At 51.7% G+C, this 24,749-nt stretch carries 31 protein-coding genes; 23 read left to right on the top strand and 8 right to left on the bottom strand.

Annotation, left to right across the window (positions count from 1 at the left end; all coding sequences use genetic code 11):
- Positions 1–234 precede the first annotated feature (234 nt).
- From I9H07_RS23035 to I9H07_RS23125, 20 genes are all read left to right on the top strand, one after another.
- Positions 235–900: a hypothetical protein gene (locus I9H07_RS23035; protein WP_236426517.1), complete on the top strand. Its 666-nt coding sequence runs from the start codon at positions 235–237 to the stop codon at positions 898–900.
- A 408-nt stretch (positions 901–1,308) separates the two neighbouring features.
- Entirely contained in the window at positions 1,309–1,920 is a 612-nt protein-coding gene (locus tag I9H07_RS23040; RefSeq protein ID WP_058392709.1) for a GAD-like domain-containing protein, read from the top strand.
- A gap of 100 nt (positions 1,921–2,020) precedes the next feature.
- Positions 2,021–2,278 (top strand): hypothetical protein, encoded by a 258-nt coding sequence (locus I9H07_RS23045; protein WP_058392710.1) that lies wholly within the window; start codon positions 2,021–2,023, stop codon positions 2,276–2,278.
- Between the two features lie 346 nt (positions 2,279–2,624).
- Entirely contained in the window at positions 2,625–2,855 is a 231-nt protein-coding gene (locus tag I9H07_RS25215) for a putative toxin (RefSeq protein ID WP_419204911.1), read from the top strand.
- Between the two features lie 24 nt (positions 2,856–2,879).
- Positions 2,880–3,620, top strand: coding sequence for a hypothetical protein (locus I9H07_RS23050; protein WP_236432661.1), 741 nt, complete (start codon positions 2,880–2,882; stop codon positions 3,618–3,620).
- Positions 3,621–3,754: 134 nt separating this feature from the next.
- Positions 3,755–4,015 (top strand): hypothetical protein, encoded by a 261-nt coding sequence (locus tag I9H07_RS23055; protein ID WP_058392712.1) that lies wholly within the window; start codon positions 3,755–3,757, stop codon positions 4,013–4,015.
- A gap of 24 nt (positions 4,016–4,039) precedes the next feature.
- The gene (locus I9H07_RS23060; protein ID WP_236425760.1) at positions 4,040–4,366 is read left to right on the top strand and encodes a hypothetical protein; all 327 of its coding nucleotides are present in this window, start codon (positions 4,040–4,042) and stop codon (positions 4,364–4,366) included.
- Between the two features lie 23 nt (positions 4,367–4,389).
- Positions 4,390–4,938, top strand: a complete 549-nt coding sequence (locus I9H07_RS23065) for a hypothetical protein (protein WP_236425759.1) — start codon at positions 4,390–4,392, stop codon at positions 4,936–4,938.
- Between the two features lie 192 nt (positions 4,939–5,130).
- Positions 5,131–5,460 (top strand): hypothetical protein, encoded by a 330-nt coding sequence (locus I9H07_RS23070; RefSeq protein ID WP_236425758.1) that lies wholly within the window; start codon positions 5,131–5,133, stop codon positions 5,458–5,460.
- A 257-nt stretch (positions 5,461–5,717) separates the two neighbouring features.
- On the top strand, positions 5,718–5,951 hold the full coding sequence (locus I9H07_RS23075) for a hypothetical protein (protein ID WP_236425757.1): 234 nt from the start codon (positions 5,718–5,720) through the stop codon (positions 5,949–5,951).
- Positions 5,952–5,962: 11 nt separating this feature from the next.
- Complete coding sequence (locus I9H07_RS23080) at positions 5,963–6,349, top strand: hypothetical protein (RefSeq protein WP_058392715.1); 387 nt, start codon at positions 5,963–5,965, stop codon at positions 6,347–6,349.
- A 308-nt stretch (positions 6,350–6,657) separates the two neighbouring features.
- Positions 6,658–7,332, top strand: a complete 675-nt coding sequence (locus I9H07_RS23085) for a hypothetical protein (protein ID WP_074848308.1) — start codon at positions 6,658–6,660, stop codon at positions 7,330–7,332.
- Positions 7,333–7,480: 148 nt separating this feature from the next.
- A complete protein-coding gene (locus I9H07_RS23090) occupies positions 7,481–7,870 on the top strand; it encodes a hypothetical protein (protein ID WP_236430477.1) in 390 nt (129 codons plus the stop codon).
- 308 nt (positions 7,871–8,178) lie between these two features.
- Positions 8,179–8,853, top strand: a complete 675-nt coding sequence (locus I9H07_RS23095; protein ID WP_329606157.1) for a hypothetical protein — start codon at positions 8,179–8,181, stop codon at positions 8,851–8,853.
- A gap of 444 nt (positions 8,854–9,297) precedes the next feature.
- The gene (locus I9H07_RS23100; protein WP_236426763.1) at positions 9,298–9,765 is read left to right on the top strand and encodes a hypothetical protein; all 468 of its coding nucleotides are present in this window, start codon (positions 9,298–9,300) and stop codon (positions 9,763–9,765) included.
- Between the two features lie 141 nt (positions 9,766–9,906).
- Positions 9,907–10,482 carry a DUF6990 domain-containing protein gene (locus I9H07_RS23105; RefSeq protein WP_236427170.1) on the top strand — a complete coding sequence of 192 codons (576 nt, stop codon included), beginning with the start codon at positions 9,907–9,909 and terminating at the stop codon, positions 10,480–10,482.
- A gap of 145 nt (positions 10,483–10,627) precedes the next feature.
- Entirely contained in the window at positions 10,628–11,242 is a 615-nt protein-coding gene (locus I9H07_RS23110) for a GAD-like domain-containing protein (protein ID WP_236426765.1), read from the top strand.
- Between the two features lie 195 nt (positions 11,243–11,437).
- Positions 11,438–11,896: a hypothetical protein gene (locus tag I9H07_RS23115; protein WP_236427169.1), complete on the top strand. Its 459-nt coding sequence runs from the start codon at positions 11,438–11,440 to the stop codon at positions 11,894–11,896.
- A gap of 222 nt (positions 11,897–12,118) precedes the next feature.
- Entirely contained in the window at positions 12,119–12,553 is a 435-nt protein-coding gene (locus I9H07_RS23120) for a hypothetical protein (protein WP_236427168.1), read from the top strand.
- Between the two features lie 217 nt (positions 12,554–12,770).
- Positions 12,771–13,301: an SMI1/KNR4 family protein gene (locus I9H07_RS23125; protein ID WP_058824844.1), complete on the top strand. Its 531-nt coding sequence runs from the start codon at positions 12,771–12,773 to the stop codon at positions 13,299–13,301.
- A 311-nt stretch (positions 13,302–13,612) separates the two neighbouring features.
- Here the strand turns inward: I9H07_RS23125 and I9H07_RS23130 are convergent, their stop codons facing one another.
- From I9H07_RS23130 to I9H07_RS23140, 3 genes are all read right to left on the bottom strand, one after another.
- Positions 13,613–14,098: a DUF6630 family protein gene (locus tag I9H07_RS23130; protein WP_329606156.1), complete on the bottom strand. Its 486-nt coding sequence runs from the start codon at positions 14,096–14,098 to the stop codon at positions 13,613–13,615.
- Positions 14,099–14,181: 83 nt separating this feature from the next.
- The gene (locus I9H07_RS23135) at positions 14,182–14,799 is read right to left on the bottom strand and encodes a hypothetical protein (protein ID WP_236424814.1); all 618 of its coding nucleotides are present in this window, start codon (positions 14,797–14,799) and stop codon (positions 14,182–14,184) included.
- Between the two features lie 211 nt (positions 14,800–15,010).
- A complete protein-coding gene (locus I9H07_RS23140) occupies positions 15,011–15,490 on the bottom strand; it encodes a GNAT family N-acetyltransferase (RefSeq protein WP_024672046.1) in 480 nt (159 codons plus the stop codon).
- A gap of 241 nt (positions 15,491–15,731) precedes the next feature.
- Here I9H07_RS23140 and I9H07_RS23145 point away from each other — a divergent pair, with 241 nt between their 5' ends.
- The 3 genes from I9H07_RS23145 to I9H07_RS23155 all read left to right on the top strand — a co-directional run bounded on the left by I9H07_RS23145 (position 15,732) and on the right by I9H07_RS23155 (position 17,184).
- Entirely contained in the window at positions 15,732–16,226 is a 495-nt protein-coding gene (locus I9H07_RS23145) for a hypothetical protein (RefSeq protein WP_024672047.1), read from the top strand.
- Between the two features lie 269 nt (positions 16,227–16,495).
- Complete coding sequence (locus tag I9H07_RS23150) at positions 16,496–16,852, top strand: type II toxin-antitoxin system RelE/ParE family toxin (protein ID WP_236424812.1); 357 nt, start codon at positions 16,496–16,498, stop codon at positions 16,850–16,852.
- Between the two features lie 5 nt (positions 16,853–16,857).
- A complete protein-coding gene (locus I9H07_RS23155) occupies positions 16,858–17,184 on the top strand; it encodes a helix-turn-helix domain-containing protein (RefSeq protein WP_024672048.1) in 327 nt (108 codons plus the stop codon).
- A gap of 86 nt (positions 17,185–17,270) precedes the next feature.
- Here I9H07_RS23155 and I9H07_RS23160 read toward each other — a convergent pair whose 3' ends face one another.
- From I9H07_RS23160 to I9H07_RS23180, 5 genes are all read right to left on the bottom strand, one after another.
- On the bottom strand, positions 17,271–18,545 hold the full coding sequence (locus tag I9H07_RS23160; RefSeq protein WP_236424810.1) for an OprD family porin: 1,275 nt from the start codon (positions 18,543–18,545) through the stop codon (positions 17,271–17,273).
- A gap of 227 nt (positions 18,546–18,772) precedes the next feature.
- Positions 18,773–18,979: a hypothetical protein gene (locus tag I9H07_RS23165; protein ID WP_032606068.1), complete on the bottom strand. Its 207-nt coding sequence runs from the start codon at positions 18,977–18,979 to the stop codon at positions 18,773–18,775.
- 218 nt (positions 18,980–19,197) lie between these two features.
- Entirely contained in the window at positions 19,198–20,304 is a 1,107-nt protein-coding gene (aguA, locus tag I9H07_RS23170) for an agmatine deiminase (RefSeq protein ID WP_236424808.1), read from the bottom strand.
- A gap of 5 nt (positions 20,305–20,309) precedes the next feature.
- The gene (gene aguB, locus I9H07_RS23175; protein WP_003380768.1) at positions 20,310–21,188 is read right to left on the bottom strand and encodes an N-carbamoylputrescine amidase; all 879 of its coding nucleotides are present in this window, start codon (positions 21,186–21,188) and stop codon (positions 20,310–20,312) included.
- A 440-nt stretch (positions 21,189–21,628) separates the two neighbouring features.
- On the bottom strand, positions 21,629–24,541 hold the full coding sequence (locus tag I9H07_RS23180; protein ID WP_236424816.1) for an aminotransferase: 2,913 nt from the start codon (positions 24,539–24,541) through the stop codon (positions 21,629–21,631).
- Between the last annotated feature and the right edge of the window lie 208 nt (positions 24,542–24,749).

Here is a 24,749-nt window from a genome sequence, read left to right on the forward strand (position 1 = left end):
CCGCATGTTGAGGACGCGTTTTATGTAAATGAGATACGCAGATACGTCACGAGGGAGGATGCAAGGCCCACTGATCCAATGATGGTTCCAAATAAAAATAATGCGACAGATAGCATCCCAGAACAAATGGCGCGGGTTAGACTTTATAAAGTACTTGCCACTGCCCCAGACAACCCGCAATGGTTGCAAGAATTGGCTCATTGGATGCGCTACTACCAAGTAGGTGTTTGGCAATTGTACTTTTGGGCACACCAGTACGATCAACGTCCCGGTAATTATATTCGCCAACAAAACTACAGCATCCAAACCAGTGCCAACATGATGGCCGCGATGGCGATCCTGGGTTGGAAGGATGCCGTCCTCCATCAGGGCTATCTCACTCATGCGGCGCTTAATCGCGAACATCAGTTGGTGATCGAGTACGAAGAGCAGCACCGCCGCGCCCAAGCCTTTATGCTTCGCGTGTTTGCCGATTGGGTGGGAGATGTATCGCACCTGTGGCCGGCCTATGCATATGATGAACCTACCTATGAAGCCCTACTGGCCAACTGGCGCACCGCCAACCCCGACGACTTGTTACCCTGCCTGCTTGCTGCATGTGACCGCCACACCTGGCAAACTGGCAAAGACAGCCAAAAGAATTCCTACGATTTCAATCAGGTTTGCCGCATGGAGCGCGTCCCGTTGGAAATCCTCTATATACTACGTCTACGCCAATGGGAAGGCTTGCCCAATCCTCAGCAGATTGATCATCCCCTGATGGCCGCGCCCTTTGACCAATTGCCGCCCGAGCAGCCAGTGCCTGAGTTGGACGAGTTGATGCAAGGTGTGCTCAAACGCGCAAGGGAAGACTGGCCACAGTACGATGAAGTGCTGTCTTTGCAAGCATTGAAGAGTTGAATAGATGCAAGAGGTGAGATGCGGTAATTAGTGACTTGGCCGCTAATCCAGCAAGCTCATTAAAACAAAGCAATGGGGGTTGTGTTCAATCCAAATCTACCTGCCCCTGTCGCTGGCCCTGCTGCCGTGAAACGGCTCGCCAGAGATGCTTTGCTAAACCCAATCCTCATCTTTTTCCAAGTGAGGTTTGTAGCGCGGACACAGTCGAAAGTAGTCCTTCTAAAGAACGGTGGTGTCCAGTTTGAAAGCGTAAGTAGTTAAAGCTTTGACCTTAAGTCAGAAATGTCGTTAAAGGAGTAATTTATGCTAACGGCATCTCTATAATCCCCCTTGAAGAACGGGTGAAGAGTTGGCACCGGAAGCGCTAAGCTGAATGTTCGACTTGAGCTGCTGAGAGGGGCGAAATAAATGAGAGACCAGTATTTCGAAGCATTTATAGCTGAAGCGGGCGAAGCTAAAAGCCGTCGCGAAGTATCTCATGAGCAAATCTCAAAGTATCGGGATATTTTGCCTAACGCCTTATTACAATATTGGCAGGAGGAAGGTTGGTGCTGTTACGCAAATGAACTTTTCTGGACCGTTAACCCCGATGAATACAAGCATCTGCTTGATATGTGGCTGACAGGAACTGACATCAAAGAACTTGATAACTACCACGTTATAGCAAGAAGCGGCTTTGGTGCTCTTTATGCGTGGGGCGAGAAGTATAATCAAAAAATAGTTATCTCGTGTCCGACAGGGTCAATTGCGGCATTAAAAAACAAACTACAAAAACCTAACAAAGATCCAGGCATGGCAATAAGGTCATTTTTTTCCATGTTCGACAAAGAAAGATTTGACATTGAGGACGGCGCAGGTAATTTTATTTTTGAACAGGCACTGAAAAAGTTAGGTCCACTCGAAGATCATGAGCTGTATGGCTTTGTACCCGCATTATTTGTTGGTGGAGAAGCATCGATAGATCATGTAGTAAAATGTGATCTGGATGTTCACTTGACAATTCTTCGCCAGCTGCGATAAAAATGAAATAGCCTGTGAAAAGCTTTTTCGCAGGCTATTTTTATAACCAACTTTTAATATCAGTGCGAAAATCACAAATCCTACCAGCAAACTACTAGTTATGAAATTCACAACAGCTTATAACCCGGTCACCCAAGCATTTGCATTAATGACGCAAAAGGAGCTGCGCGAATTTTATGACGCCTTTATGCTCAACATACCGTATTGTCTGGACGATCTAATCCATGAAGTGTGGAAGACACCTGGATTTGAAGATTGGAGTGCAGATTTTACTCCAAACTCTTTAGATACTCTGGGCGAGTGGATTGCCAACAGAATTATGAAAAACCGCCTAAACCACAAAAAAAGTGAAACCTAGGCAGACTCTAGAGACAGTAAAGAAGCGCCAGAAAGGAAGAGTTTAACGGATGAAGAGTTAGCGCTAGCAGTGAGTGCCGGAATGTAGTACGGTGAAGTTTCTGTTAAAAGCAACCCAGCATTACATTGGGAACAATTAAAAGGGGGCAAGAGAAATGCAGATTACGGCCAACCCGTAATACTGGGGAAAAACACTATACCTATTAACCCGATAAGAATTGCCAACGTATTCATGTGCGGTGTAGCTGACGGTTCAAAAACGAGCAGGCGGCTTCGAGAAACTTATGAAGATTGGATGAAAATTATACAACAAGAAACATGATATTTATCAGAAAAAAAACAAATCTCTGGGGAAAAATGTTGGCGGGATGTTAGAGATTAAAAATGTCCAAAATCTCTCAATGTCGAACCAACTGCGTGCGCAAATACAACACGCGACAGAAACAGGACAGCCTTTAAATCTTGTTGTGAGCCCGAGAACAAACAATGTGTCTAGAAGTCTTATTGAAGGCGTGCGGAGTACTGGCGGAAACGTTTACAGATACGACCCTAAAACTGGCGTAATTTCAGAGTTTTAACAAGTTATGAAACAGTATACGCAGATGTCGATTAGAACAAAGGTTGATACCTTTGACTTGAAGCTTGGTAAAGATTTTATTGCCTCGTTGCATGAGTGGGGCGGGCTAATTTTGCCAGAGCAAATATCACATAACGCCGATAAGTTCGTAGATTCATTTGTGGGTGCAGATGAGTGTAAGGATTATTGGGGGGCTGAAGGGGAGATGCGGGTTAACGGCTCAATGTCTCGCTTCCATGAAGATTTTGCCTGGCGCCGAAAAAAAACAATTAAATCCACTGGATATATTCGGCATAAAACTCAAAATATCCGTGGGCAAGTAGTTCCGGGCTCATTAAATTTTCGCTCTGCCTGTAGTGAAAAAGTGGACTGGTATTTGCTTTTTAAAAAATGGTGTGAAATATTTTCTCCGCAACTTGGCTGCCTTCATCAGTTTGCTGGTCTTGAACTTGACCCAAGACATAAAAATGATAGTTTTCAAATAGGCTCATTTAATGCTGCGTTGAAGCCGGATGTGCCAAACATTGGTTGGGCGATGTTTTATGGGGATGAGTTTGCAGAAGCCGTTGATGCTGATAAAATTGCAGCGGCAGGTTTTCCTATTGAAAAAATAAATAATGGCTATTTGGTCAGGGTTACAGAAAACTTCCAAGATGTTTTAGAAAACTTCCCGCTATTTTCCAGACGGCGCGCCGAACTCAAAGCGTTATTTCGAGAAGAATTCTTCCTCATCCAACACGAGCCTTTGGTTTCGGCCATTAGATGAGTATGATAATCTTAGCTCTAGTGATCTAACATTTTGGCTATGTTAGTTATTAGATAGAATATTTTATCTGACAACGGTGTAACGCCGGTGTTTTTGCATCCTTTTTTGTCGCCTTCCAGCCCCCACCCTATCTTATAGGCTGTAGACCTTTTCAACCCCCGCCGGGCGATTACAACCAGTGGTACAAAAAAGGGGTGTCCCAGGAAGGCATCGATACCGCTATGCGTCGCTGTGGTTACACAAATCTGGATGGTGTGGGAGACAGCTCGCCTATCGATGTGAAACTGACGCGCTTTTATTGCATGAAGGACGCAGGCTTCAAACGTAAAGATAAGATTGACCTTTGCAGGGAAGGCCGCATTGGCGAATCACAGGTCTGCGATGGTCGTCGGTAATCAACCACTGAAAGGAAAACAGGAATGAAATATCTACGCAATGGACTGTACAGCGGCGCACTGATCTTGGTCACATCAGCGTTGGGTGGTTGTGCATCTTCGGCAGCGATCACGGGTGAACCAGGTGTCAAGATGGGCGATAGCTATCATCAGGTGCTCGACGTGGTGAGCCGCAACAATGCAGTGACTAAGGAGGTTGACGGTCAAGGTTTCCGCGCTGAGGGTTATTCGCCAATGTTCAAGGCTTGCCGCACCAAATACTTCATCTTCCAGGGTGCCGATGGGTTGCAGCGCGTGACGTATGAGCCAGCGCCGCATTTGTCGATGAACCAGAACTGCCGCCAGCCTTAACGCCCTCTGAGAGTCGATGCCTGATGAAACTGCTGCCTGTTATTTCGTGCGTACTGGTGCTTTCGTCGCTTGGTGGTTGCGGCCAAGTGGCAAATATACGATCGCTGTCCACAAGTTACGTACCACCCGAAACGGGCGAAACCGCGCGCGTACGCTTAGTCACCGACGGCCTGGTACGCGCGGTGCCCGGCCGCGATTGCATGGATTGGAATGTGCCGGGTGCCGGCGTGATGGCCTCGGCAAAGTCCGGCTTCCCCGACCATAATGGCGAAAGTTTGCGTATGCCCGGCCCGATTTACTCCTGGGCGGGTGCGGTCTCATCAGAACTGGTTGTTCCGGCGAACAAACCAATCGCATTGCATTATCTAGGGCGACTTCAATACGCCAGGCAATGCTTCAAAACAATAACCTTCGTGCCAAGGCCCGGTATGGATTACATGGTGCAGGCATCTATGTCGGAGGACTGCTCGTTCAAGCTGTCTGAGCTTTCACTCAATGGGCTGCAATGGATCTCTGTAGAACCGAAGCCAAAAGGTAAAGTTTCGATGTGTAACTCTATGGATAATTTTTAGCTCTAGAGCAGCGCAAGTTCAAGTATGAGTACCGCGCAAAAAAAGAGTACAAAAAAAAAGCAATCATCTTTCAATAGCACCGCCAGATTAACAGTAACCGTCGGTCAAGACGGACAGTTTTAACGTTGAGTACTCAATAAACGGCGCTCGACCTACAGAGATTTTATTTAAAAATTCACCAGGAGGCATTTGATGCGCAACGATAGTGAGATTTATAACGACATGGGTGCAATTTTGGTAGCTATTGCTCCAAAGGACGCTTGCAAGGTTATAATGCGCGCAAAACTTTCTGAAGAGTTAGATACCTGCTCCTATGAGTACGACTATATAGATGATCACGGCAAGTCAGCTTGGCTCACTGCGGGTGGCCGTGCAAACACCGATATGCTGGATCTGCTTGTAGAACTGCGTAAATGGTATATCAAAAACAAACTAACTGCCGACTTACCTGCTTGGAATGGGTGTGAGGTGACTCTCGACTTAGCTAATGAACAACTAGGGATTGACTTTACTTATCCTTAATTACACTTCGCCCAACATCGACCCTCGCGCAGGCGCGATTTAGTTCTATCGACATCTGAGCTATCTAATGCGACTTACAAATTCATTACATGCCTAGGTTGCAAGTACTCAAACTAGGTATGCCAGGCAAAACAAATTAAATTTTTGAAGAACGTCCAAGCCAACCTTATTTGAAACCAGAAAACTTTTAATTATTTTGCAGACACACCAAACTAACGACTGAGATACATCGATAATCAATCGGCAATTATTATCCGGTGAACAGCGCCATTCAGACCGCCCAGCAGATGAAGCAGGCGTCGGAGCAAACCGACGACGGGTGCATGAAAGCGCTGGCAGCAGTCATGGTCCTGCTGGGTGGTAACAATGCCGCCACTGCGGTGGCGATGAACCCCATCGATGGCCCCAATGGCTTGGGCAAACTGATCAGCAACTCGGAGGTCAGAGCGCAGCTTGGTGATAGCGTCGTTAGAAGAACGGTTCGCTTGTAAATGATGGGGCGTTGGGCGAGCAACCGCCCCTGCAAACCCTTAACGAGAAAACCGGCCTCAATTTCAAACCTCTACAAAACAGTAGCAACCACGGCTGCGATGGCTGCGCGGAGGCAATCAAAGGCGATACGATTACCGTGGTGGTGATGGATGCGAAGTCTTCGGTGAATGGTGTGAGTAAGGCCAGTACGCCGCATGGGGACCCGAGGGCGCGGTTGGAGGGGTGGCTGGGTAATAGATCAATTGCCGACTCTGATCCTGCTTTACGCGATGCTTTGCAAGCGGCGTTGGATTCAGGAAAAGCCAAGGTTCAAGCTGTAACAGTCAAAGTCGGTGTTCCCGCCCCCAGTAAAACAGGTGTAGCAGAATTTAAGGTGGAACCATGGACCAAGAAGTAATTCAGTGCGAGCGCTCGGGCGTGAACCCGAAATGGCCCTCCTACAAAAGTGTGCTGGGGCGCATAGCCAAGGGGCCACACGTCTCAGATGAATACGAGTTGAATGGCATCCGTGAATATGTTGAGCGCGGCGATGCATTTGCGAAGCCATCAATGCCTGTACCGAATAGTGACAACGTTACGCGTAGTAGCTCCGAATGGATGGCCGTCACACGAGCCCACAAGGTAATTGCAACCGCACCAGATAATCCGCAATGGCTTCTGGAATTGGCCCATTGGCTGCGCTATTACCAAGTAGGAATTTGGCAGTTGTTCTTCTGGGCGGGCCAGTTCGACATTATTGCCAAAGCGGCAGGCAATGATCGACGCCGCCAAAACTACAGCATCCAAACCGCCACCAATATGATGGCTGCCATGGCGATCCTAGGCTGGAAGGATGCCGTCATCCATCAGGGCTATCTCACCCATGCGGCTCTCAACCGTGGGCATCAATTAGTGATTGAGTACGAAGAGCAACACCGCCGCGCCCAAGCCTTTATGCTGCGTGTGTTTGCCGATTGGGTGGGCGATGTCTCGCATCAATGGCCTGCTTATGCTTACGACGAACCCATCTACGAAGCCTTGTTGGCCAAGTGGCGCACTCCCAGCCCCGACGACCTGATGCCCTGCCTGTTGGCCGCGTGTGACCGCCACACTTGGCAAACGGGCAAAGAGAGCCAGAAGAATTCTTACGACTTCAATCAGGACTGGCACTTGGAGCGCGTGCCGGTGGAAATTCTCTATATCCTGCGCCTGCGCCAGTGGGAAGGTTTAGCCAATCCGCAGAAGATTGATCATCCGCTGCTGGCCGCGCCCTTTGACCAATTGCCGCCCGAGCAACCAGTGCCTGAGTTGGACGAGTTGATGCAAGGTGTACTCAAACGCGCAAGGGAAGACTGGCCACAGTACGATGAAGTGCTGTCTTTGCCAGCGCTGAAAGGTTGAATAGGGTGCAAAAGGACCAGGGCAGGTCCCTGATGAAATCAACCCTCCCAAGTTCAGCCGGGTTGAAGACCTGTTTGGGCAGACATTTGAAAGTATCCCGCTGTCGCACCTTCCCAATTGGAAGACCGGTTCGCTTGTAAATGATGGGGTGTTGGGCGAGCAACTGGCCCTGCAAACCCTTAACGAAAAAACCGGCCTCAATTTCAAACCTCTGCAAAACAGTAGCAACCACGGCTGCGATGGCTGCGCGGTGGCGATCAATGGCGATACGATTACCGTGGTGGTAATGGATGCGAAGTCTTCGGTGAATGGCGTGAATAAGGCCGGTACGCCGCACGGAGATCCGGCGACGAGGTTGAGAGGGTGGTTGGGTAATAGCTCAATTGCCGATTCGGACCCAGCGTTACGTGATGCTTTGCGAGCAGCGCTGCTTTCTGAAAACGCCAAAGTCCAAGGCGTGACCGTCAAAGTCGGTGTTCCTGCCCCCGGTAAAACAGGTGTAGCAGAATTTAAGGTGGAACCATGGTCCAAGAAATAATTCAGTGCGAGCGCTCGGGTGTAAACCCGAAATGGCCTTCTTACAAAAGTGTGCTGGGGCGCATAGCCAAGGGGCCACATGTCTCGGATGAATATGAGATAGCCGGTATTCGCGAGTACGTTACTCGCGAGGATGCTTCGCCGAAGCGTTCAATGATGGTTCCAAACAGAAACAATGCAACAGATGCTCGTGCAGAATGGATGTCGGTGACAAGGGCTCACAAAGTACTTGCCACTGCAACGGAAAACCCGAGATGGCTTTCCGAATTGGCACACTGGATGCGTTACTACCAAGTAGGCATTTGGCAGTTGTTTTTTTGGGCGGGGCAGTTTGACGTTTTGGCTAAAGCCGTAGGTAATGACAGACGCCAACAAAACTACAGCATCCAAACCGCTGCCAACATGATGGCCGCCATGGCGATTCTGGGCTGGAAGGAAGCTGTCATCCACCAAGGCTATTTGACCCATGCGGCGCTCAACCGTGGTCATCAACTGGTCATCGAGTATGAAGAGGAGCACCGCCGCGCCCAAGCCTTTATGCTGCGTGTGTTTGCCGATTGGGTGGGCGATGTCTCGCATCAATGGCCTGCTTATGCTTACGACGAACCCATCTACGAAGCCTTGTTGGCCAAGTGGCGTACTCCCAGCCCCGACGACCTGATGCCCTGTCTATTGGCCGCGTGTGACCGCCATACTTGGCAAACCGGCAAAGAGAGCCTGAAGAATTCTTACGACTTCAATCAGGACTGGCACTTGGAGCGCGTTCCGGTGGAAATTCTCTATATCCTGCGCCTGCGCCAGTGGGAAGGTTTAGCCAATCCGCAGAAGATTGATCATCCGCTGCTGGCCGCGCCCTTTGACCAATTGCCGCCCGAGCAACCAGTGCCTGAGTTGGACGAGTTGATGCAAGGTGTGCTCAAACGCGCAAGGGAAGACTGGCCACAGTACGATGAAGTGCTGTCTTTGCCAGCATTGAAGAGTTGAATGGTGCAAAAGGTGAGATGCGGCAATTAGTGACTTGGCCGCTAATCCAGCAAGCTCATTAAGACAAAGCAATGGGGGTTGCGCTCAATCCAAATCTACCTGCCCCTGTCGCTGGCCCTGCTCCCGTGAAACGGCTCGCCAGAGATGCTTTGCTAAACCCAAACCTCGTCTTTTTCCAAGTGAGGTTTGTGGCGCGGATACCGCGCCAACATGCCGATCGCGAATTGTGATGGATGCTAGTGAACTCAAACACCTTATTATGGCGTCTGGGTAACATACTGGCCTGCCGGTCAGGCCAGTGGTGCGACTGCCTCAGCTACAGCTACAGCTACAGCTACAGCTACAGTTGAAATAAACAGCACAAAGTTTGATAATTCGAATTAAAATAGCTTCGGAAAAACACAAATCCTGGAACTTAAGTCCTGTAAAAAGTGAAATATGTCAATGAACATACCAATTAATACAGCCATTGCAATTCAAAATGATATTTTTATATTGACGCTTGACGACTACCCTCCTCATGGTATTTTGGGTGGAATGAGTACCGACGAAAACCTGCAGGTTTGGCAGTACTCGGTCGATGTCATTCATCGATGCTTAGTGTCGGGCTTATGGAGCATATTGAATAAAGAATGGATGAACTATCATAAAGTAAAAGATTATGAATTTTTCTGTAAGAAACTTTCTGACCTGAACCCTTTTAATCTATCAGACGAAGGGGAAACATTCTGGCTTGAGCCTCTATTAAGCAGTACTGAATTGAGCTTTAACTTGATAAAAAAATATGGGATTAGTAGTTTATCTAAAGATTTATGCATCCCATTTATTTGCGAAATTGAAAATAATTTTTCAGCAAACGGCGTATCTTGGGAGTATGGCAGCTTTTATCCTATAACAGAAAATAGAGCCTGACTATCGCGGAGAGCATAAGTGCAGATAGAACTGCAGCCTCAGACCTACTCCTGAAGGCCTTGGAATTAGAACTCATGATTACTGGCAAGAGCTTAAAAACGGCATTCTTATTAAAATCATGGATTTCTCCGGTGCAAAATAATGAATGAAAAAGACATTGCTTCAATTTTGAAGGCGCAGGGCTGGGCTTGTGACAAGGACGAATTTGGTGATTGTTCTTGCGTCATCGATATCGGAGATGCTGAACTTCAGATCATCCCATCTGTAGGTAAGCGCGAGGACCATTTTCGAGTTTCGCTTATGCCTTCCATTTCATCAAAAGAATTTTCAGAGGCTGTTTCTTTTATATCGGGGGATGGCGGTAGTCATGCTCCGATTATAGTTTGCAATGAAGGACCGGAAAAAATCTCTAGCATTTCTAGTGATGATGTTATTAGTTTTTCTGAGAAAGCGATATCATGGGCTCGTTCTCAGAGTACCGAGGAAGGTTTGGCAGCTTATAGAAAGCTGCCAACTCATGCTAAAGGTGCAATGCCTGTCCGACACTTGGCGGCTCTAGCAATAGCGGGAGATGCTAGGCGTCTAGATGAATACAAGAAGAGCTTTGAAAAGGGTGACAGGCTTGGATTCGTACCCTACGTTACTTCAGATATGATTGATAGGGCACTTATGGTGGCTCAAAAACCAAGTAACCATCCAAGAAAAAAACCCAATTAAGGGGCTGGCTTTTTTATTAAATGCGATTTACGGTCGTAACCAGCAGAGCCTGCTAGCAGCGACATCCAGATCAAGGATGGGGTGGCAAATGGCAAGAAAGTCGTCAACGGCGTCAGCGTCGATATGAACATAAGAAGGTGTGTAATTGAGAGACGATTTTTTTCAGTCACTGATCGATAATCTTGGCGAACCAGACTCGCGTCGAGAAGTGCCCGGCTCAAGTAGTGAAAAGTATCGCTCGATATTACCCGAGGCTTTGCTTGGTTATTGGCGGAATGAAGGTTGGTGTTCCTTTGCTGATGGGCTGTTCTGGATTGTCGATCCGGAGCCATACAAAACGACACTCGATAGGTGGCTACAGGGTAGCGGCCTGGCAGAAATCGACAGCTATCATGTGATCGCAAGGGATGCTTTTGGTTCGTTGTATGCTTGGGGTGAGCGGCACCAGCGTAAGATCACGATATCCAGTCTAGCGGGCGGTATAGTCGCGTTGAAGAACCAGCTGCGTAAAGCCAACCCCCACCCGGACAGGACGCTGGGTATATTCCTTGGATCCTATAACCGGGAAAGTCTCGATTTCGAAGACAATCAAGGCAAGCCGCTATTTCAGCGTGCATTGAAGAAGCTTGGGCCAGTTGGCGAGGATGAGATGTACGCGTTTGAGCCTGCGCTTTGTATTGGAGGAAGGGCTGACCTTGAACACATGGTAAAAGTGGATATACATGCTCACCTAATGATTCTTGATCAATTACGACGCTAAATTAATTTAATCAACACAAGAATGATATTGACTTATCAGGTTGGAGAAAATAGCCTTATTAAAGACCTAAAGAATCGTTGGAACGCATCAACGGAGGTTCTCTAAGTCCAGCGGGGTGAGGTTAGATATTTTATACCTCGCTGGCCGCAGGATCACGCGCCTGTGGATCCTTTCAGAAAGCTAGGATACTAATATATGACTGAAACACTTTCGACAATTTTTCAAAGAACACGGGGCGCACCCATCGAGGTTTCGGGACGTCTTGTACAACCAATTTTTGAAAAAACTATTGAGACAGGCCAAAGCAATTTTTTTGCTCATAGACTTGGAGTATCTAACGAAGTATTAACTGGACTGCGTTTAAAGTCAGCAAACGGTTATATCAATATCAACAATCAACGCTATACTGATGTGATTTTATGGTCAGACACGAGCCCCGAGTCTGTTTACTTTTCTGTAGTAGCGAAGAAAGCTGGTGTGCTAAAGATTTGGAACGTATGGCGGGCAGACAATATTATCCAAGCATGGGTGGGAAATGCAGGAATTATGGTCAGCGAGGAAGCCCAGGGAAAACTGATGAAATTGGAGTGTAGCGGCGGTACAGAAATAGCGGATTTCACCACCCTGATTTATGAAATAAAGTCCATCTCTTAGTCATTCAAAAAGAGGTTCATAAAATAAAAAATTAAACATTGGCAGATTTCGCAGAAATATACACAGTATGCCTTTGGGCTAATCACTTTGAGGGAAATTTAAAGTGATATACACGAAATTATAGATCTAGAAATGTTCTACATACCTTGGCTGGCGCATCATTTTAAAAGATGGCGAGTATGCACCGCTGAGAAATTCCGGGACGAAGAATAGGGATATGGTATGCGTTTAGAAACAGTCGACAAAGAGTTACTAGATCGACTTAAAAAATCGACTATTGAGCAGCAGAAAAAATCAGCAATTGCTGCTTGCGAGCTTGCGTTAAAAATGAGCGAAGTAGACATCCCTGACGCTATTGCGTGCCTTGAGAGCATTCAGAGCGGCAATCTACTTTCTTCTGAAAAAATAAATAAACTGGAGATTATAATTGCACGTCTAGATGAGCAGTATTTCGACTCTAAGCACAATACTGATCGCCCCCTGAATGCTAAGAGCCTTCAGTTTTTTAGCCAAGCCAGAGCAATATCAGCCCTAATATTTTTAGGAAGAGAGCAGTCACTTACAGCAGCATCGGAAGCGATATACGAAGCATCTTCATCCGTAGATGATGGCACAATTATTTTTGAAAAAGTACGGTCGGTACTGTCAGCTTCTTAAGCTGCTTTAAAGTCAGATTAATCGGCATTATGATGCGCTGTTGAAAGCTGATAGTAGTATCCTACTGGAGGATACGCAAAATCGTATATAGCAGCGCAGCTTGAATAAAAACATCAACTTCAAGGTCTTCAGCCAGACTAATACGGGCTTAAAGCCGGGAGTGATAGAAGCATTGGTATCAGCTTTATGATAGATATATGTGTCATGGAGTCAATGAATGATTAACGAGCTAATCAAAATCCTATCTCCACCACAAGACAGGAATTTTGACGAAACACTATTGACTGCATTTGAAGCAAAAGAGTCCTTAATGCTGCCGGAGGATTTTAAAGAGATAATTTCCGTTTACGGAGGTGGTTTGGTTGATGATTTCATATGTATACTCGATCCAACCTCCAGCAATGGCAGTTTGAACTTTGAAAAAAGCAAGTACTTTCAAGATGCATACACGTCAATGCAGCAAGAGTTTCCATCTGATTACCCAAGGCCACGTCACCCTGCAAAAAACTCTTTTTTACCATGGGCCGTTACTAACAATGGAGAGACTTTTGTCTGGATTATAGATGGTGATGTCAACGCATGGAAGACTGCGATTCACAGTGTAGATCAAGGAGACGAAGAGCTTTATAGTTGCGGGTGTTTAGAGTTATTATTAAAGATCCTTCTTAGAGAAATAAAATCGGCTATTTTGCCAAGTCAATTTCCTTCTATTGATTCGTCATATCATCACTTTGAGCCTGCTACGTAAACGCTGACTATCGCTTCGCTATCACCAGTGGAGACATCAAGAACAAGGCGAATTACGACGCCAACACTGTTAGCGTGGACGGCGGCTACAAAGGGATAGATAAGGACCAGAAAGGCAACGTGCAGACAAGCGACACAGCCAGGATGTGTTCCATCCATGTTGGCGTGCGGTTTAAAGAACCGCTACGGCCTTGATCACAAGGCCACGCTCGAGCAGAAAGCAGAACGCTTCACGTGTATGAAGCGCGCGGGCTATCCCCGCAGTGACGGCTTTGATCTCTGTGCACTGGACGCTCGGTGTCATTCGCTGCTTCAAAAAGCCTCAAGCCGTGCTTCGATCCCGGCCTGCCGGGCTATTGCGATCATGCGTTCGACATCATCGGACTGAACGATGAACCCCACGTATTCATCGCCTCCCGTGTTCAAATGCAGGTAGCGTTTGCCAAAGACGGTCAGCCAAAGATCGAAATTGCCCAGATGCTGTTCGAGCGTCAGCGTATGGTCTCTCCGGTGGACAAACGGTTCTTGAATCCCGCTGGCCTTGACCAGGCACGGCGCAAGGTATTCGAAACCATCGTGACCTTTCCAGTCGACGGCCAGCAGTGCCAGATGTTCGAGAGACTGTCCCTTTTCCTGATCTAGTAACCCTTCGGTCAATGCAGTGACAGGCTCTTCGCCCATCCCGTAAAAGCGCATCACCCGCCTGACAAGACGGGCTCGCTCTTTCTCTGGCATACGCACCAGAAGGCATTCAGTGAACGCCTTGAGTTCGGTGCGAAAAGGATGCAACTCACGCATGATCGCTGCATCGCTCAACGGGGACTCATCGGGTGGCGGTTGATGAAAGCGGCCGCCGAACAGGCGATCAAGAATTCTCAACCTCAGCGCACTGGCAACAAATCAGGACGGCTCGACTTCAAAGCGGCGTCACTGATCTTCCCCTGAATGGAGCAAGTCAGCATGCCTTTGCTGCCTTTCACCTCTTCGGGGGCGGGCTCAATCATCAGCACTCGTTCCGAGGTATCCGCCACCAGTTTGCCTGCGGTGTCGTCCCCGGTTTCTGGCAGCCATGCCTGACGGGCTTCTGACCACATTTCAGGTCGTGCGAAAACGCCATTGGCTTTTTGGAGTTCGACAGGGCCTGACTTCTTCACGGATGTGACGGCTTGCTCGGGCGTCTGTTGAACGTAGAAGCCCCAATTGATGATTTGAGCCCCGCCGATATTCATGTTCTCCGAGAAAAAGCCGGTAAAGGTCATGCCATCCGCTTCAACCGGCTTATCGAATATCCAACGTTGGCCCATGTCACTTTTGGTGCCTCCTTGCAGCGTGAGGCGATCATTTTCGACCTTCTGGGGGACCAGGGATTTAAACGGCGCTTGCGCAACCACAGAGAACGATTTTTCTCCGCAGCTCAGAAAGTCGGAAACGGGTGCCGCAGTGGCAAACGAGCTGACGCCGCAGAGCACGCACGGGAGTAACCATCTGGAAATCGTCATAAGCGAACTTCATCCTTATAGTGTGTAGTTTGTGTCCATCCATACCCATCGCCATTCACTGAAAGTCGTCATGCAGACGGGTAAGCAGTTGAAGCGCGATCCAACTTATCGTAATCACAATAAGTCATCAACTGACAGGGTTTGCTTCAGGCAAGATGAAGCTAATTCGCGAGCCTCTGCGCAAACGGCGCCTAATCTTCAATGAAGCTTTTTATCGCAACGGACGTATCTCCAGACCATAGCGAACATAGTAATTATCAAACTCGCCGCTCTCAACGAGCTGAAACCCATGGCGGAGATAGAAACGATTCGAGTTGCTTCCCTTGAGCGCACCCACGCGCACGGCTGATGATGTCGCATCCGCCTGCGCAAACACCTGACCAAGCACAGCCGAACCTATGCCCTGCCCTTGCGCACCCGGCATGATGTACAGGTGATCCAGCAGCAGGCCATCGTCAATTGGCTTGATCACCACGAAACCAACCCTGTTGCCGGAAACCTCGATGTAACGTGTATGCGGTGCCGAAAACCCTTCACGAAAACGCTCGCGTGCACGTACAGGATCAAACCTTCCGATACGCTCAAGACTTTCGCGCATGGCTTCGATACGCATTGCCACCAGCGTCTCGAAGTCTTCGGGCTGGACTGTTGTCAGCGTAACCGCAGGATTATCTTTGTGGGGCTGCAACATTCAACGGCTCCAGTGTCGCGCTATAGAGATCACGCTTTGGTAAAGATAAATGGCCCGTCGACGTCCGGGTCATATCAGTGGGTTTGGCATAGGGCCGCATTGTTCAGTCCCTACAGGATGAACGGACCCTGAACCAGGGATTTACGCCGAACCGAGTGCTATGAATCAAGGTCTATCCTGCATCTTATAAACATCGGTAACCCTAGTGCCCAGAATCATTACGGATCAGACACCTCAGAAAGTGGTGGATGAGCAGCAGGTCAAATTATTTGGCTCGCCCAAGGAACGGCTCGATTTCTATCGGCGCGAGATTCATTATGAAACCACCAACCTCTCCAACCGTACCAACGCGTATCTGTCGGCACAGTCGTTTCTGGTGATTGCCTATGCCTCGTCGATGGCGAACGTGAATACTGAATGGGGCGCGATGTTCACGTTGGTGGTGCCGCCGATGCTGGCGTTACTGGGCCTGCTCTGCACCCTGTTCGCCTGGCCAGGCATTCGGGCGGCGTGCGACATCATTCAGCACTGGCATCACAAGCAGGCGCAGTTGCTGCGCAGCGAGCCTGCCATCGGGCTGACCTATGACGACTCGCCACTGTTCAGCGACTGGGAGTCCAGCGAAACCGGGCCGAAAAAATCCTTGCTGTTCTCCAAGCGCAGTCCTTGGCTGTTCAGCTTTTTCTGGATATTCCTCGGCAGTTTCGCAGTGTTTGTGCAGTTGATTGCGGATTGAAGGCTCGGATCTATAGAGATGAAGTTAATACGCAGACATGAGGTCTCGCATCACAGGCTGCGTTGTACTCTCATGACCAGAAATCCGACGTCACGTCACGTCACCTTCCCCATGTTCTTTCAGCCATTCTGAAAAAGCATTTAACACTATTCCCTCCAGCAAGCATTCAGTCCGCAGCCATAAACGTGCAAGCTCTCCTGCACTCGTCGGCCCGGATTGACGGCGCTTGCTAATCGCAGTAAATATGCACTCGAGGGAATATCTGATTTATGGCTTGGGATGTCGAATACACGGACGAATTCGAGGATTGGTGGGTCGCCCTCAGCGAGAACACTCAGGAGGATATTGACTCGCATGTGCGCCTGCTGGAGGAACGGGGGCCCCACTTGGAATACCCGTTCTCTAGTGGGTTGCATGGTACGCGACACAGTCACATGCGCGAGCTACGCGTGCAAAGCGCAACGAAGCCCATCAGGATTTTTTACGAATTTGATCCTACACGTACCGCAATCCTCCTGATAGGCGGGGACAAGACAGGAGATAAGCGATTTTATGAACGGATGCTGGCTGTCGCAGATCGTCTTTACGACGATCACCTTGCCGCACAGCAAAACGAAAACAGGTAGCCATCATGGCCGGAAAAAAATTTTCAGCGCTACGTGAAAAGATGTCGCCCGAAGCTCAGGCTCGTGGGCAGGAAAAATTCGAGCAGTTGCGCGATGAGCTGGACCTTGCCGAGCTCCGCCGTGCGAGGATGCTCTCTCAGGAATCCCTTGCTCAGCTTTTGCAGGTAAGCCAAGGCAGCGTGGCGAAGATGGAGAAGCGGACTGATATGTATATCAGTACCGTCAGACGCTTTATCGAAGCCATGGGTGGCGAACTAATCGTAACTGCGCGGTTCCCGGATCACGCAATACGTATCACCCAGTTTTCCGATCTCGGAAAACCGAAAGATTGATCAGGACAGCAGCCTGAAGCGTGCCCAATAAAAATGCCCCGGCCAAAAACTGGGGCATTCTCGTTATTGCCTGTCCTCTCACCCCATCAAAAAACGTTGATCGGGTAATCGACGAAGATGCGGGTCTCGTTGCCTTCGCTGTTGTAGACCTGCGCGTCGTCTGACACGCGCAGGAACGAGTTGCGCAGGCGCACCGAGAGGTTTTTGGCCGGGCCGCTCTGGACCACGTAGCTCAGTTGGCTGAAGATTTCGCGTTCGGTGCCGTCGCCGCTGCCAGCGGTGCCATCGTCGATGTTGTCACCACGCACGTAGGCGACCTTGTAGCTCAGGCCGGGCAGGACCAGCCCGGACAGGTCGATGCCATAGGCAGCTTGCCACGAGCGCTCGTCCTTGCCGTTGAAGTCGGACCAGTAGGAGTTGGCGAGGTAGATGGTGTTGCCGCCGTCACCAAAGCCGCCATCATTGCGATAGCCGCCGTAGGCGTAGCCCATATCACCGGAACTGCGCTGGTGCGCCAGGGTGAAGGAGTGGATGCCGACCGCCCAGGTTGCGGCCAGGCTCCAGATCTTGTTGTCACGCGCATCGCTGGTGGTGAAGTCTTTATCCAGCCTGGTCTTGTAGCCGTTGAAGTCGAGGGTCAGCGACTGGTCTTGCGGCAGGGCAAAAACGTAGTTCAGGTTAACGTATTGCTTTTTGAGCACGTCTTCGTTGTCGGAGGCGTAGAACGCGGCGCTGAATTCATCGGTGAATTTGTAGCTGCCGCCGTAGACGTTGATGCTTTTCAGGTCGCCGCTGTCGCGGCCTTCAGCGCTCTTGCGCGCTTCCTGCGTGAAACGTCCTGCAACCAGTTCAAGCCCGTCGATCTCCTTCGAGGTGATCATTGTGCCGGTGTAGCTTTCTGGCAGCAGGCGGGAGTTGTCATAGCTCAGCACCGGCAATTGCGGCATCTGCTCGCCGTACTTGATGACGGTATTGGAGAAGCGCGCTTTTACCGCTGCGCCTGCACGGGACAGGTCATCGGCTGCTGCGCCGCTGTCGCCCTGCTTGAAGAAGTCGATGCCGCCATTGCCGCTTCGGCCCTTGCCGCCGTCCAGGCGAATGCCATACAGCGCAAAGGCATCGACGCCCACGCCGACCGTGCCCTGCGTGAAACCGGAGGCGAACGTGCCCATGAAGGCCTGGCCCCATTCGGACTTGTCTTCACGGTTATTCTTGTAGTCGCGATTGATGTAAGCATTGCGCAGGTTGACGTTCAGACTGCTGTCTTCGACGAAACCTTTTGAATCTGCCTGTCCCTGGGCCATGGCCTGACTGGCGCTGATGATGCCCAAAGCGAGCATACCCATACGTTTGTTAAGCATCTTGTCTTCCTTTTGTGCGAATTGACATGCGCTGTGGCGGCGGCCTGATGGCCGTTCTGGCTTCCAGCCACTGAACAAGCGGTATGGAGAGCCGCACGAAGTCATCGCAGTGGACTACGGATGCACGTACAAAGGAGTGGGGCCACAGGCAGTGGGGCGCGAATCCTAGTCCCGGTGCCTGGGGGTGTCAAACGCGCAGATGGCCGGGCCGCAGCCTGGTGTATTACTTAATCTGTCAGCACACAGAGCAGCGCTTCAAATTCGGCGTCGTTGAACAGGCCGGCCGGGTATCGCTGCAACAGCATGGCGCGCACGTCTGGCCTGGGTTTCGCGGGCCGGGTCATCTTTAACCAATCCGCCAGCAACTGGCGGGCCTCGTTACTGGGAGAAGCAGACAAACCACGTACAGACTGCGGGCTTATCAATGCGTTCATAACGAAAACCTCTTGATTCATGAGGGGCTGAATCTACTGATGCCATGTGACAGTCAAGCTAGTAAAACGGTTTTCCGCCAATCTAATTTACTGTCACAGCGATAAATCTGACGAGAAAAGTTATACAGTAACGCATAAAAAAGCCCATCAGATGATGGGCTTAGTAGAGCAAGATCGAGACCAGTTAGTTACTGCCAGATACAACTAGTTACGAAGTATTACACTTTAAAAGGCGCTGGCTGCTGCTGCGTGAGGCAGTGAATATTGCCACCGCCGAGTAGCAATTCCCGGCCCGGAACCATCACCACCTCATGCTCCGGAAACAGCCTTTGCAGGATTTCACGGGCCTCTCCGTCCATCGGATCGTCGAAGCTTGGCGCAATAATGCCGCCATTGACGATCAGAAAGTTCACGTAGGACCCGGCCAGACGCACCGATGGGTTGCGCTCCTGACTGCCATGCACCTGATCGACGCCGGCGCATTCTTCTTCTGTCGCGAACAATGGGCCAGGAATCGGCATTTTGTGAACGATAAACGAGCGCCCCTGTGCATCCAGGGTGTTTTCGAAAATACTCATCGCCGCATGGCAGCGCGCATAGTTGGGGTCTTCGGGATCATCGGTCCAGGCCAGTAACACCTCACCCGGACGGATATAGCAGCAAAAGTTATCCACATGCCCGTCGGTTTCGTCGTTGAACAGACCGTCGGGCAGCCAGATGATTTTATCCACAGCCAGGTAGTCGCTGAGCACCGTTTCGATCTGCTCGCGGTTCAGGTGAGGATTGCGGTTGCGATTGAGCAGACACTCTTCAGTGGTGATCAGTGTGCCCTCGCCATCGACGTGGATCGAGCCGCCTTCCAGCACAAAGCCTTCAGTGGCATAACGCGGGCAGCGCTCGATTTCCAGCACCTTGCTGCCCACTTGCGAGTCAAGATTCCACGGCGCATACAGCCCGCCGTCGAAGCCACCCCAGGCATTGAATTCCCAGTTCACGCCACGCATTTCGCCACGGTCGTTGAGGACGAAGGTCGGGCCACTGTCGCGCACCCAGGCATCGTTGCTGCTCATTTCCACGACACGGATGTTCGGCATGTCCAGACGCGCCCGAGCGTTGTCGTACTGCCCGGCAGACACCGCCACAGTCACCGGTTCGAAGCGGGCGATGGCCTTGGCGACCGCTACGTGTGCGGCCTGCGCGGGCTTGCCGCCCAGGCGCCAGTTGTCCGGGCGCTCGGGCCAGACCATCCAGATCTGGGTCTGCGGCGCCCATTCGGCTGGCATGTGAAAACCATCGGCGCGTGGCGTGCTGTTGAGCGTGGTCATGGCGATCAGGACTCCAGCGAACCGTCGAGGGTCTTGACTGCACCGTACAGGTTCGGACGGCGATCACGGAACGTGCCCCAGGCGCTGCGGATGTGTTCCAGTTCGTCGAGGTCGAAGCTGTGAACCAGCACGCCTTCTTCGGTTTCGTTGAGTTCAGCGACTTTTTCACCAAACTGGTTGGCAATGAATGACGAGCCGTAGAAGGTGATGTCGTAGCCATCCTGTTCTTCGTTGCCGATGCGATTGCTGGCGATCAGCGGCATCAGGTTTGCGCCGGCATGGCCTTGTTGCACGCGCTGCCAGTGGTCGCGGGAGCTGATGGTCTTGTCATGCGGCTCGCTGCCGATGGCGGTCGGGTAGAAGAGGATTTCTGCGCCCTGCAACGCCATGCTGCGCGCGCACTCCGGGAACCACTGGTCCCAGCAGATGCCGACGCCGATTTTCGCGTAACGGGTCTGCCAGACCTTGAAACCGGTATCGCCCGGGTTGAAGTAGTACTTTTCGTGGTAGCCAGGGCCGTCCGGAATATGGCTCTTGCGGTAGATGCCCAGGTTGGTGCCGTCGGCGTCGATGATCGCAATGGTGTTGAAACGCGCACGGCCTGCCAGCTCGAAGAAGCTGATGGGCAGTACGACTTGCAGTTCTTTGGCGATCTTCTGGAAATGCTTGATCGCGACGTTGGATTCAAGCGTCGTCGCCAACTGCAGATAGTCCGCGTTCGGCTTCTGGCAGAAGTACGGGGTTTCGAACAGCTCCTGAATCAGGATGATCTGGGCGCCCTTGGCGGCAGCTTCACGAACCAGCTTTTCAGCGGTCTCGATGTTGGCTTCCAGATCCCAGGAACAGGCCATCTGGGTAGCAGCGACAGAAACGATACGGCTCATGAAAATATCTCCAGGGGCGGATGCAGAGGGCTTATCACCATAGCAGATGGACAATGACGATTATAAAAGCCTTTATAGCGGATAAAAATCGGCTTTAAAAGCTGATAATTTGAATTTCGTGCAATTAATTGAATATTTTACCGATGTTAATCCGCTTATAGTTCATATCGGCGCTCGTTCTCAAACCGAGTGTGACGCAGAGCGTCACGAACTGCATTCCCACGCTGGAGCGTGAGGAACGAGAGGTGTCTGGGAGGATGCTGACCATGCGGAACGAGCAGTGTCTGGAAGAACATGATGAATGTGACGCAGAGCGTCACGCAAGGCGTTCCCACGCTGGAGGGTGAGGAACGATGAGCGTGCGAAAGAACACCTATCGTACCCATGCTCTGCGTGGGAACGCCGTTCTGGACGCTCTGCGTCCGCTCTCAGATGCAACGCTATTCAAGCTCACCCAGCACCTTCGACACGTTATCGACAAAGAAATCCACGCTCTGGCGGGTGGTGCACATCGGGGGTTTGATTTTGAGGATGTTCAGGTGGTCGCCGGTCGGCTGCATGAAGATGCCCAGTTCGCGCAGGCGCTCGCACAGCTGGGCGGTTTCTTCGCTGGCCGGTTCGAGGGTCTCGCGGTCGCGCACCAGTTCCACACCCAGGTAGAAGCCCATGCCATGCACCGCGCCCACCAGCGGATGTTTATCGGCAAGCGCCTGCAAACGCGCCTTGAAGTGGTCGCCCACAACCCGGGCGTTATCCCAGAGCTTTTCTTCTTCCATGACATCCAGAACCGCCATGCCGATCCGGCAACTGACCGGGCTGCCGCCAGAGGAAGAGAAGAAATAGCCCTCGGCCTCCAGCGCCTCGGCAACCTCACGACGGGTGATGACCGCGCCCAGCGGATGGCCGTTACCCATGCCTTTGGCCATGCTGATGATGTCCGGCACCACGCCCTGCTCCTCGAAGCCCCAGAAGTAATGACCGAGACGGCCATAACCCACCTGTACTTCATCCGCAATGCACACGCCACCCGCAGCGCGGACTTTTTGATAAACCTGTTGCAGATAGCCCGGCGGCAAGCAAATCCCGCCCGCGTTGCCATACACCGGCTCGCAGATGAAGCCCGCCACTTGCCGCTGTTGCCCGGCCAGCGTTGCCAGCACTTGATCGACACTGCGCACGTACTCCGGGGCACTGTCCGCACCACGAAACGGCCCGCGATAAGTGTTAGGTGCTGTGACCGGATGCACCCAGTCCGGGCGGGTACTGAGCGCCTGCGGGTTGTCGGCAATCGAGGTGGAGATCGCATCGGTCGCCACCGACCAGCCGTGATAAGCCTCCAGCACGCTGAGCATGTCGCGCCCGCCGCTGTAGGCCCACGCCAGCCGGATGGCCAGATCATTGGCCTCGGTGCCGCTGTTGACCAGAAACACCCGGTCCATGCCGTCAGGTGCCACTTGGAGCAGACGCTCGGAAAACTCGGCAATCGACGCGTAATGGAAGCGCGAGTTGGTGTTGAGCAACGACCACTGCCGAGCCGCTTCGTGGGCCATGCGCGGATGACCGTGGCCGAGAACGGCGACGTTGTTGAGCATGTCCAGATACGAGCGGCCGTGCATGTCGATCAGGTGATTGCGCCAGCCACGCTCGATCTGCGGCGGCGCGTGATAATAGTGCTTCTGTGAGCGAGCGAAACTGGCATCACGGCGAGCCAGCAACACGCCGGCGTCTTCAAGCGCTGGCGCGTCGCAGTCAAAGCCGAGCAAGGCAGAAGGCGATGGGCAGAACCTGCGCCAGGCTGCGGCCCAGGATGGCGTGGTGAACAACGGCGGGCTAAGGTCTGGCGCCGTACACAATTGCAACAACAGCGAACCACCACCCTGCCCGATCAGCGCGCCTGCCTGAACCTGGGCGGACAGCGCAGCATCCGGCAGCACACCCCACAGTTTCAAAATGATTCCGTCGCCCACCAGCGACAAGGCGGCGTCGGCCGTCAGGCGTATCGTGCCGTTGAACGGCGCATGCAGCGCTGTCTCGGCAGGCACGTGCAGTTCGACATGCAAGGCATATGTTTCGGGCTCATTCGCGCAGCCAGGCAAGGTGCGTGACAGGCGGTATTCACCGAAACGGCTGACCGCCAGCCCATCGTCCCCGGCCGCTTGCGAAAGCAGGTATTCATCGATACCGCTCTGCTCCCAGTTGCCCGCGACGAAATGCTCACTGAGCACGCCCAGATCGACCAGCGTCGGCTTGAGCCCTTGCAGACCGGGCAGCAAAGGCTGATAAACGGGCTGAGCGACAGACGGCAAATCCGCCCCCACGGCCTGCAGGATCGCCGCCTCCATCAACGCCATCGGCACCGACGTAGCGACGTCGAAGATGTTCCATTCGCCCGCCAGGTTAGCCTGGATGTAAGTGTTGTCAGGCTCGACACGTGCCTGTTGTTCGCTGCTGAGCACCAGCACGGCGGAACGCGCGACGATCAGTGGCCAGAGTGCCTGCAGTTCTTCAGTCTTTAGCGGGTTGAGCGCCTGATAGGCACGAATCGCCGGCAGGATGTAGAGCGGGTCGCCTTCGGCATGATGCAACAGTGCGGCGCAGGTGACCGACAGGTCGGCGACTCGCCAGGTGCGGACCAGATCGCCGAAATCGATCAACCCTTGCATTTGCCACTGGCGACGACTGTCACGCAGCCAGACCACGTTGTGCTCGGTGATATCCAGATGCACCGCCTGCATCGGCAGCGCCGGAATCAATGGCAGCAGACAGCGATGAGCCTGCTCGGCCGCTTCGATCACGCAGGCACGGGCGTCGGCATCCTTGAGCACCGGCAATAAATGCCTGATCAACGCATGGGCATGACGCGGGTCCCATTGCAGAGTGCGCTCCAAGCCGGGGTGCTCGAAATCGGCCAGCGCCAGATCGACCCGGGCACACAGCTCGCCCAGCCCGACCACGACTTCATGGCTCAGATGCCCGACATGCCCCAGCGATTGCCCGTCGATAAACTCCAGCAAGCGCATATGCACCGCCTGCCCATCGACGTCGATGGACAATAGCTGCTCGGTGTCATTGGCACGGATCACGCCTGGCACGCTGACCGCACCGTGGCGGGTCAGGTGTTGCAACGCCGCGTGCTGGGCATTCAGTTCGGCCGTCGAATAAGCCCCGTGGCAGATTTTAAGGACATAACGCCGCGTGTCGGTTTGCAGCAGAAAATTTCGATCCTGCTGGCTGCCCAACGTGCTTAACGTGCCGCTCAACCCGTAATGTTGCATGAGCAATTGCTGCGCCTGATCAACACTGACGGCGGGGCAAGGCAGGCTGGAGCGGCGGATGAGCGTGGCGAGTGGCATCATGACCTCTGTTTGGTAAGGCCCCGAGGCCTTGGATAACGCGTGATGGGCAACCGAACAACTATAGGGCATTGGCGTGCATCACCGATCCGATTAAGCACTTCAGTGTCGATAAAACAACGGCAGTTTTATTCGACGCCCCACTCGGGTTTAATTGTCAGATCCTGACATACGTGATCAAGCAGCTATGCTGCACTACTTTAAAAAC

The sequence above is a fragment of the Pseudomonas syringae genome (genome assembly GCF_023278085.1).
Taxonomy (GTDB): domain Bacteria; phylum Pseudomonadota; class Gammaproteobacteria; order Pseudomonadales; family Pseudomonadaceae; genus Aquipseudomonas; species Aquipseudomonas syringae_Q.

What these genes read in the sequence shown, in the direction of transcription:
- I9H07_RS23040 (WP_058392709.1), top strand. Translation starts at nt 1,309, where the DNA reads ATGAGAGACCAGTATTTCGAAGCATTTATAGCTGAAGCGGGCGAAGCT.
- I9H07_RS23045 (WP_058392710.1), top strand. Translation starts at nt 2,021, where the DNA reads ATGAAATTCACAACAGCTTATAACCCGGTCACCCAAGCATTTGCATTA.
- I9H07_RS23050 (WP_236432661.1), top strand. Translation starts at nt 2,880, where the DNA reads ATGTCGATTAGAACAAAGGTTGATACCTTTGACTTGAAGCTTGGTAAA.
- I9H07_RS23060 (WP_236425760.1), top strand. Translation starts at nt 4,040, where the DNA reads ATGAAATATCTACGCAATGGACTGTACAGCGGCGCACTGATCTTGGTC.
- I9H07_RS23065 (WP_236425759.1), top strand. Translation starts at nt 4,390, where the DNA reads ATGAAACTGCTGCCTGTTATTTCGTGCGTACTGGTGCTTTCGTCGCTT.
- I9H07_RS23070 (WP_236425758.1), top strand. Translation starts at nt 5,131, where the DNA reads ATGCGCAACGATAGTGAGATTTATAACGACATGGGTGCAATTTTGGTA.
- I9H07_RS23100 (WP_236426763.1), top strand. Translation starts at nt 9,298, where the DNA reads ATGAACATACCAATTAATACAGCCATTGCAATTCAAAATGATATTTTT.
- I9H07_RS23105 (WP_236427170.1), top strand. Translation starts at nt 9,907, where the DNA reads ATGAATGAAAAAGACATTGCTTCAATTTTGAAGGCGCAGGGCTGGGCT.
- I9H07_RS23115 (WP_236427169.1), top strand. Translation starts at nt 11,438, where the DNA reads ATGACTGAAACACTTTCGACAATTTTTCAAAGAACACGGGGCGCACCC.
- I9H07_RS23120 (WP_236427168.1), top strand. Translation starts at nt 12,119, where the DNA reads ATGCGTTTAGAAACAGTCGACAAAGAGTTACTAGATCGACTTAAAAAA.
- I9H07_RS23125 (WP_058824844.1), top strand. Translation starts at nt 12,771, where the DNA reads ATGATTAACGAGCTAATCAAAATCCTATCTCCACCACAAGACAGGAAT.
- I9H07_RS23130 (WP_329606156.1), bottom strand. Translation starts at nt 14,098, where the DNA reads ATGCGTGAGTTGCATCCTTTTCGCACCGAACTCAAGGCGTTCACTGAA.
- I9H07_RS23135 (WP_236424814.1), bottom strand. Translation starts at nt 14,799, where the DNA reads ATGACGATTTCCAGATGGTTACTCCCGTGCGTGCTCTGCGGCGTCAGC.
- I9H07_RS23140 (WP_024672046.1), bottom strand. Translation starts at nt 15,490, where the DNA reads ATGTTGCAGCCCCACAAAGATAATCCTGCGGTTACGCTGACAACAGTC.
- I9H07_RS23150 (WP_236424812.1), top strand. Translation starts at nt 16,496, where the DNA reads ATGGCTTGGGATGTCGAATACACGGACGAATTCGAGGATTGGTGGGTC.
- I9H07_RS23155 (WP_024672048.1), top strand. Translation starts at nt 16,858, where the DNA reads ATGGCCGGAAAAAAATTTTCAGCGCTACGTGAAAAGATGTCGCCCGAA.
- I9H07_RS23160 (WP_236424810.1), bottom strand. Translation starts at nt 18,545, where the DNA reads ATGCTTAACAAACGTATGGGTATGCTCGCTTTGGGCATCATCAGCGCC.
- I9H07_RS23165 (WP_032606068.1), bottom strand. Translation starts at nt 18,979, where the DNA reads ATGAACGCATTGATAAGCCCGCAGTCTGTACGTGGTTTGTCTGCTTCT.
- aguA (WP_236424808.1), bottom strand. Translation starts at nt 20,304, where the DNA reads ATGACCACGCTCAACAGCACGCCACGCGCCGATGGTTTTCACATGCCA.
- aguB (WP_003380768.1), bottom strand. Translation starts at nt 21,188, where the DNA reads ATGAGCCGTATCGTTTCTGTCGCTGCTACCCAGATGGCCTGTTCCTGG.
- I9H07_RS23180 (WP_236424816.1), bottom strand. Translation starts at nt 24,541, where the DNA reads ATGCCACTCGCCACGCTCATCCGCCGCTCCAGCCTGCCTTGCCCCGCC.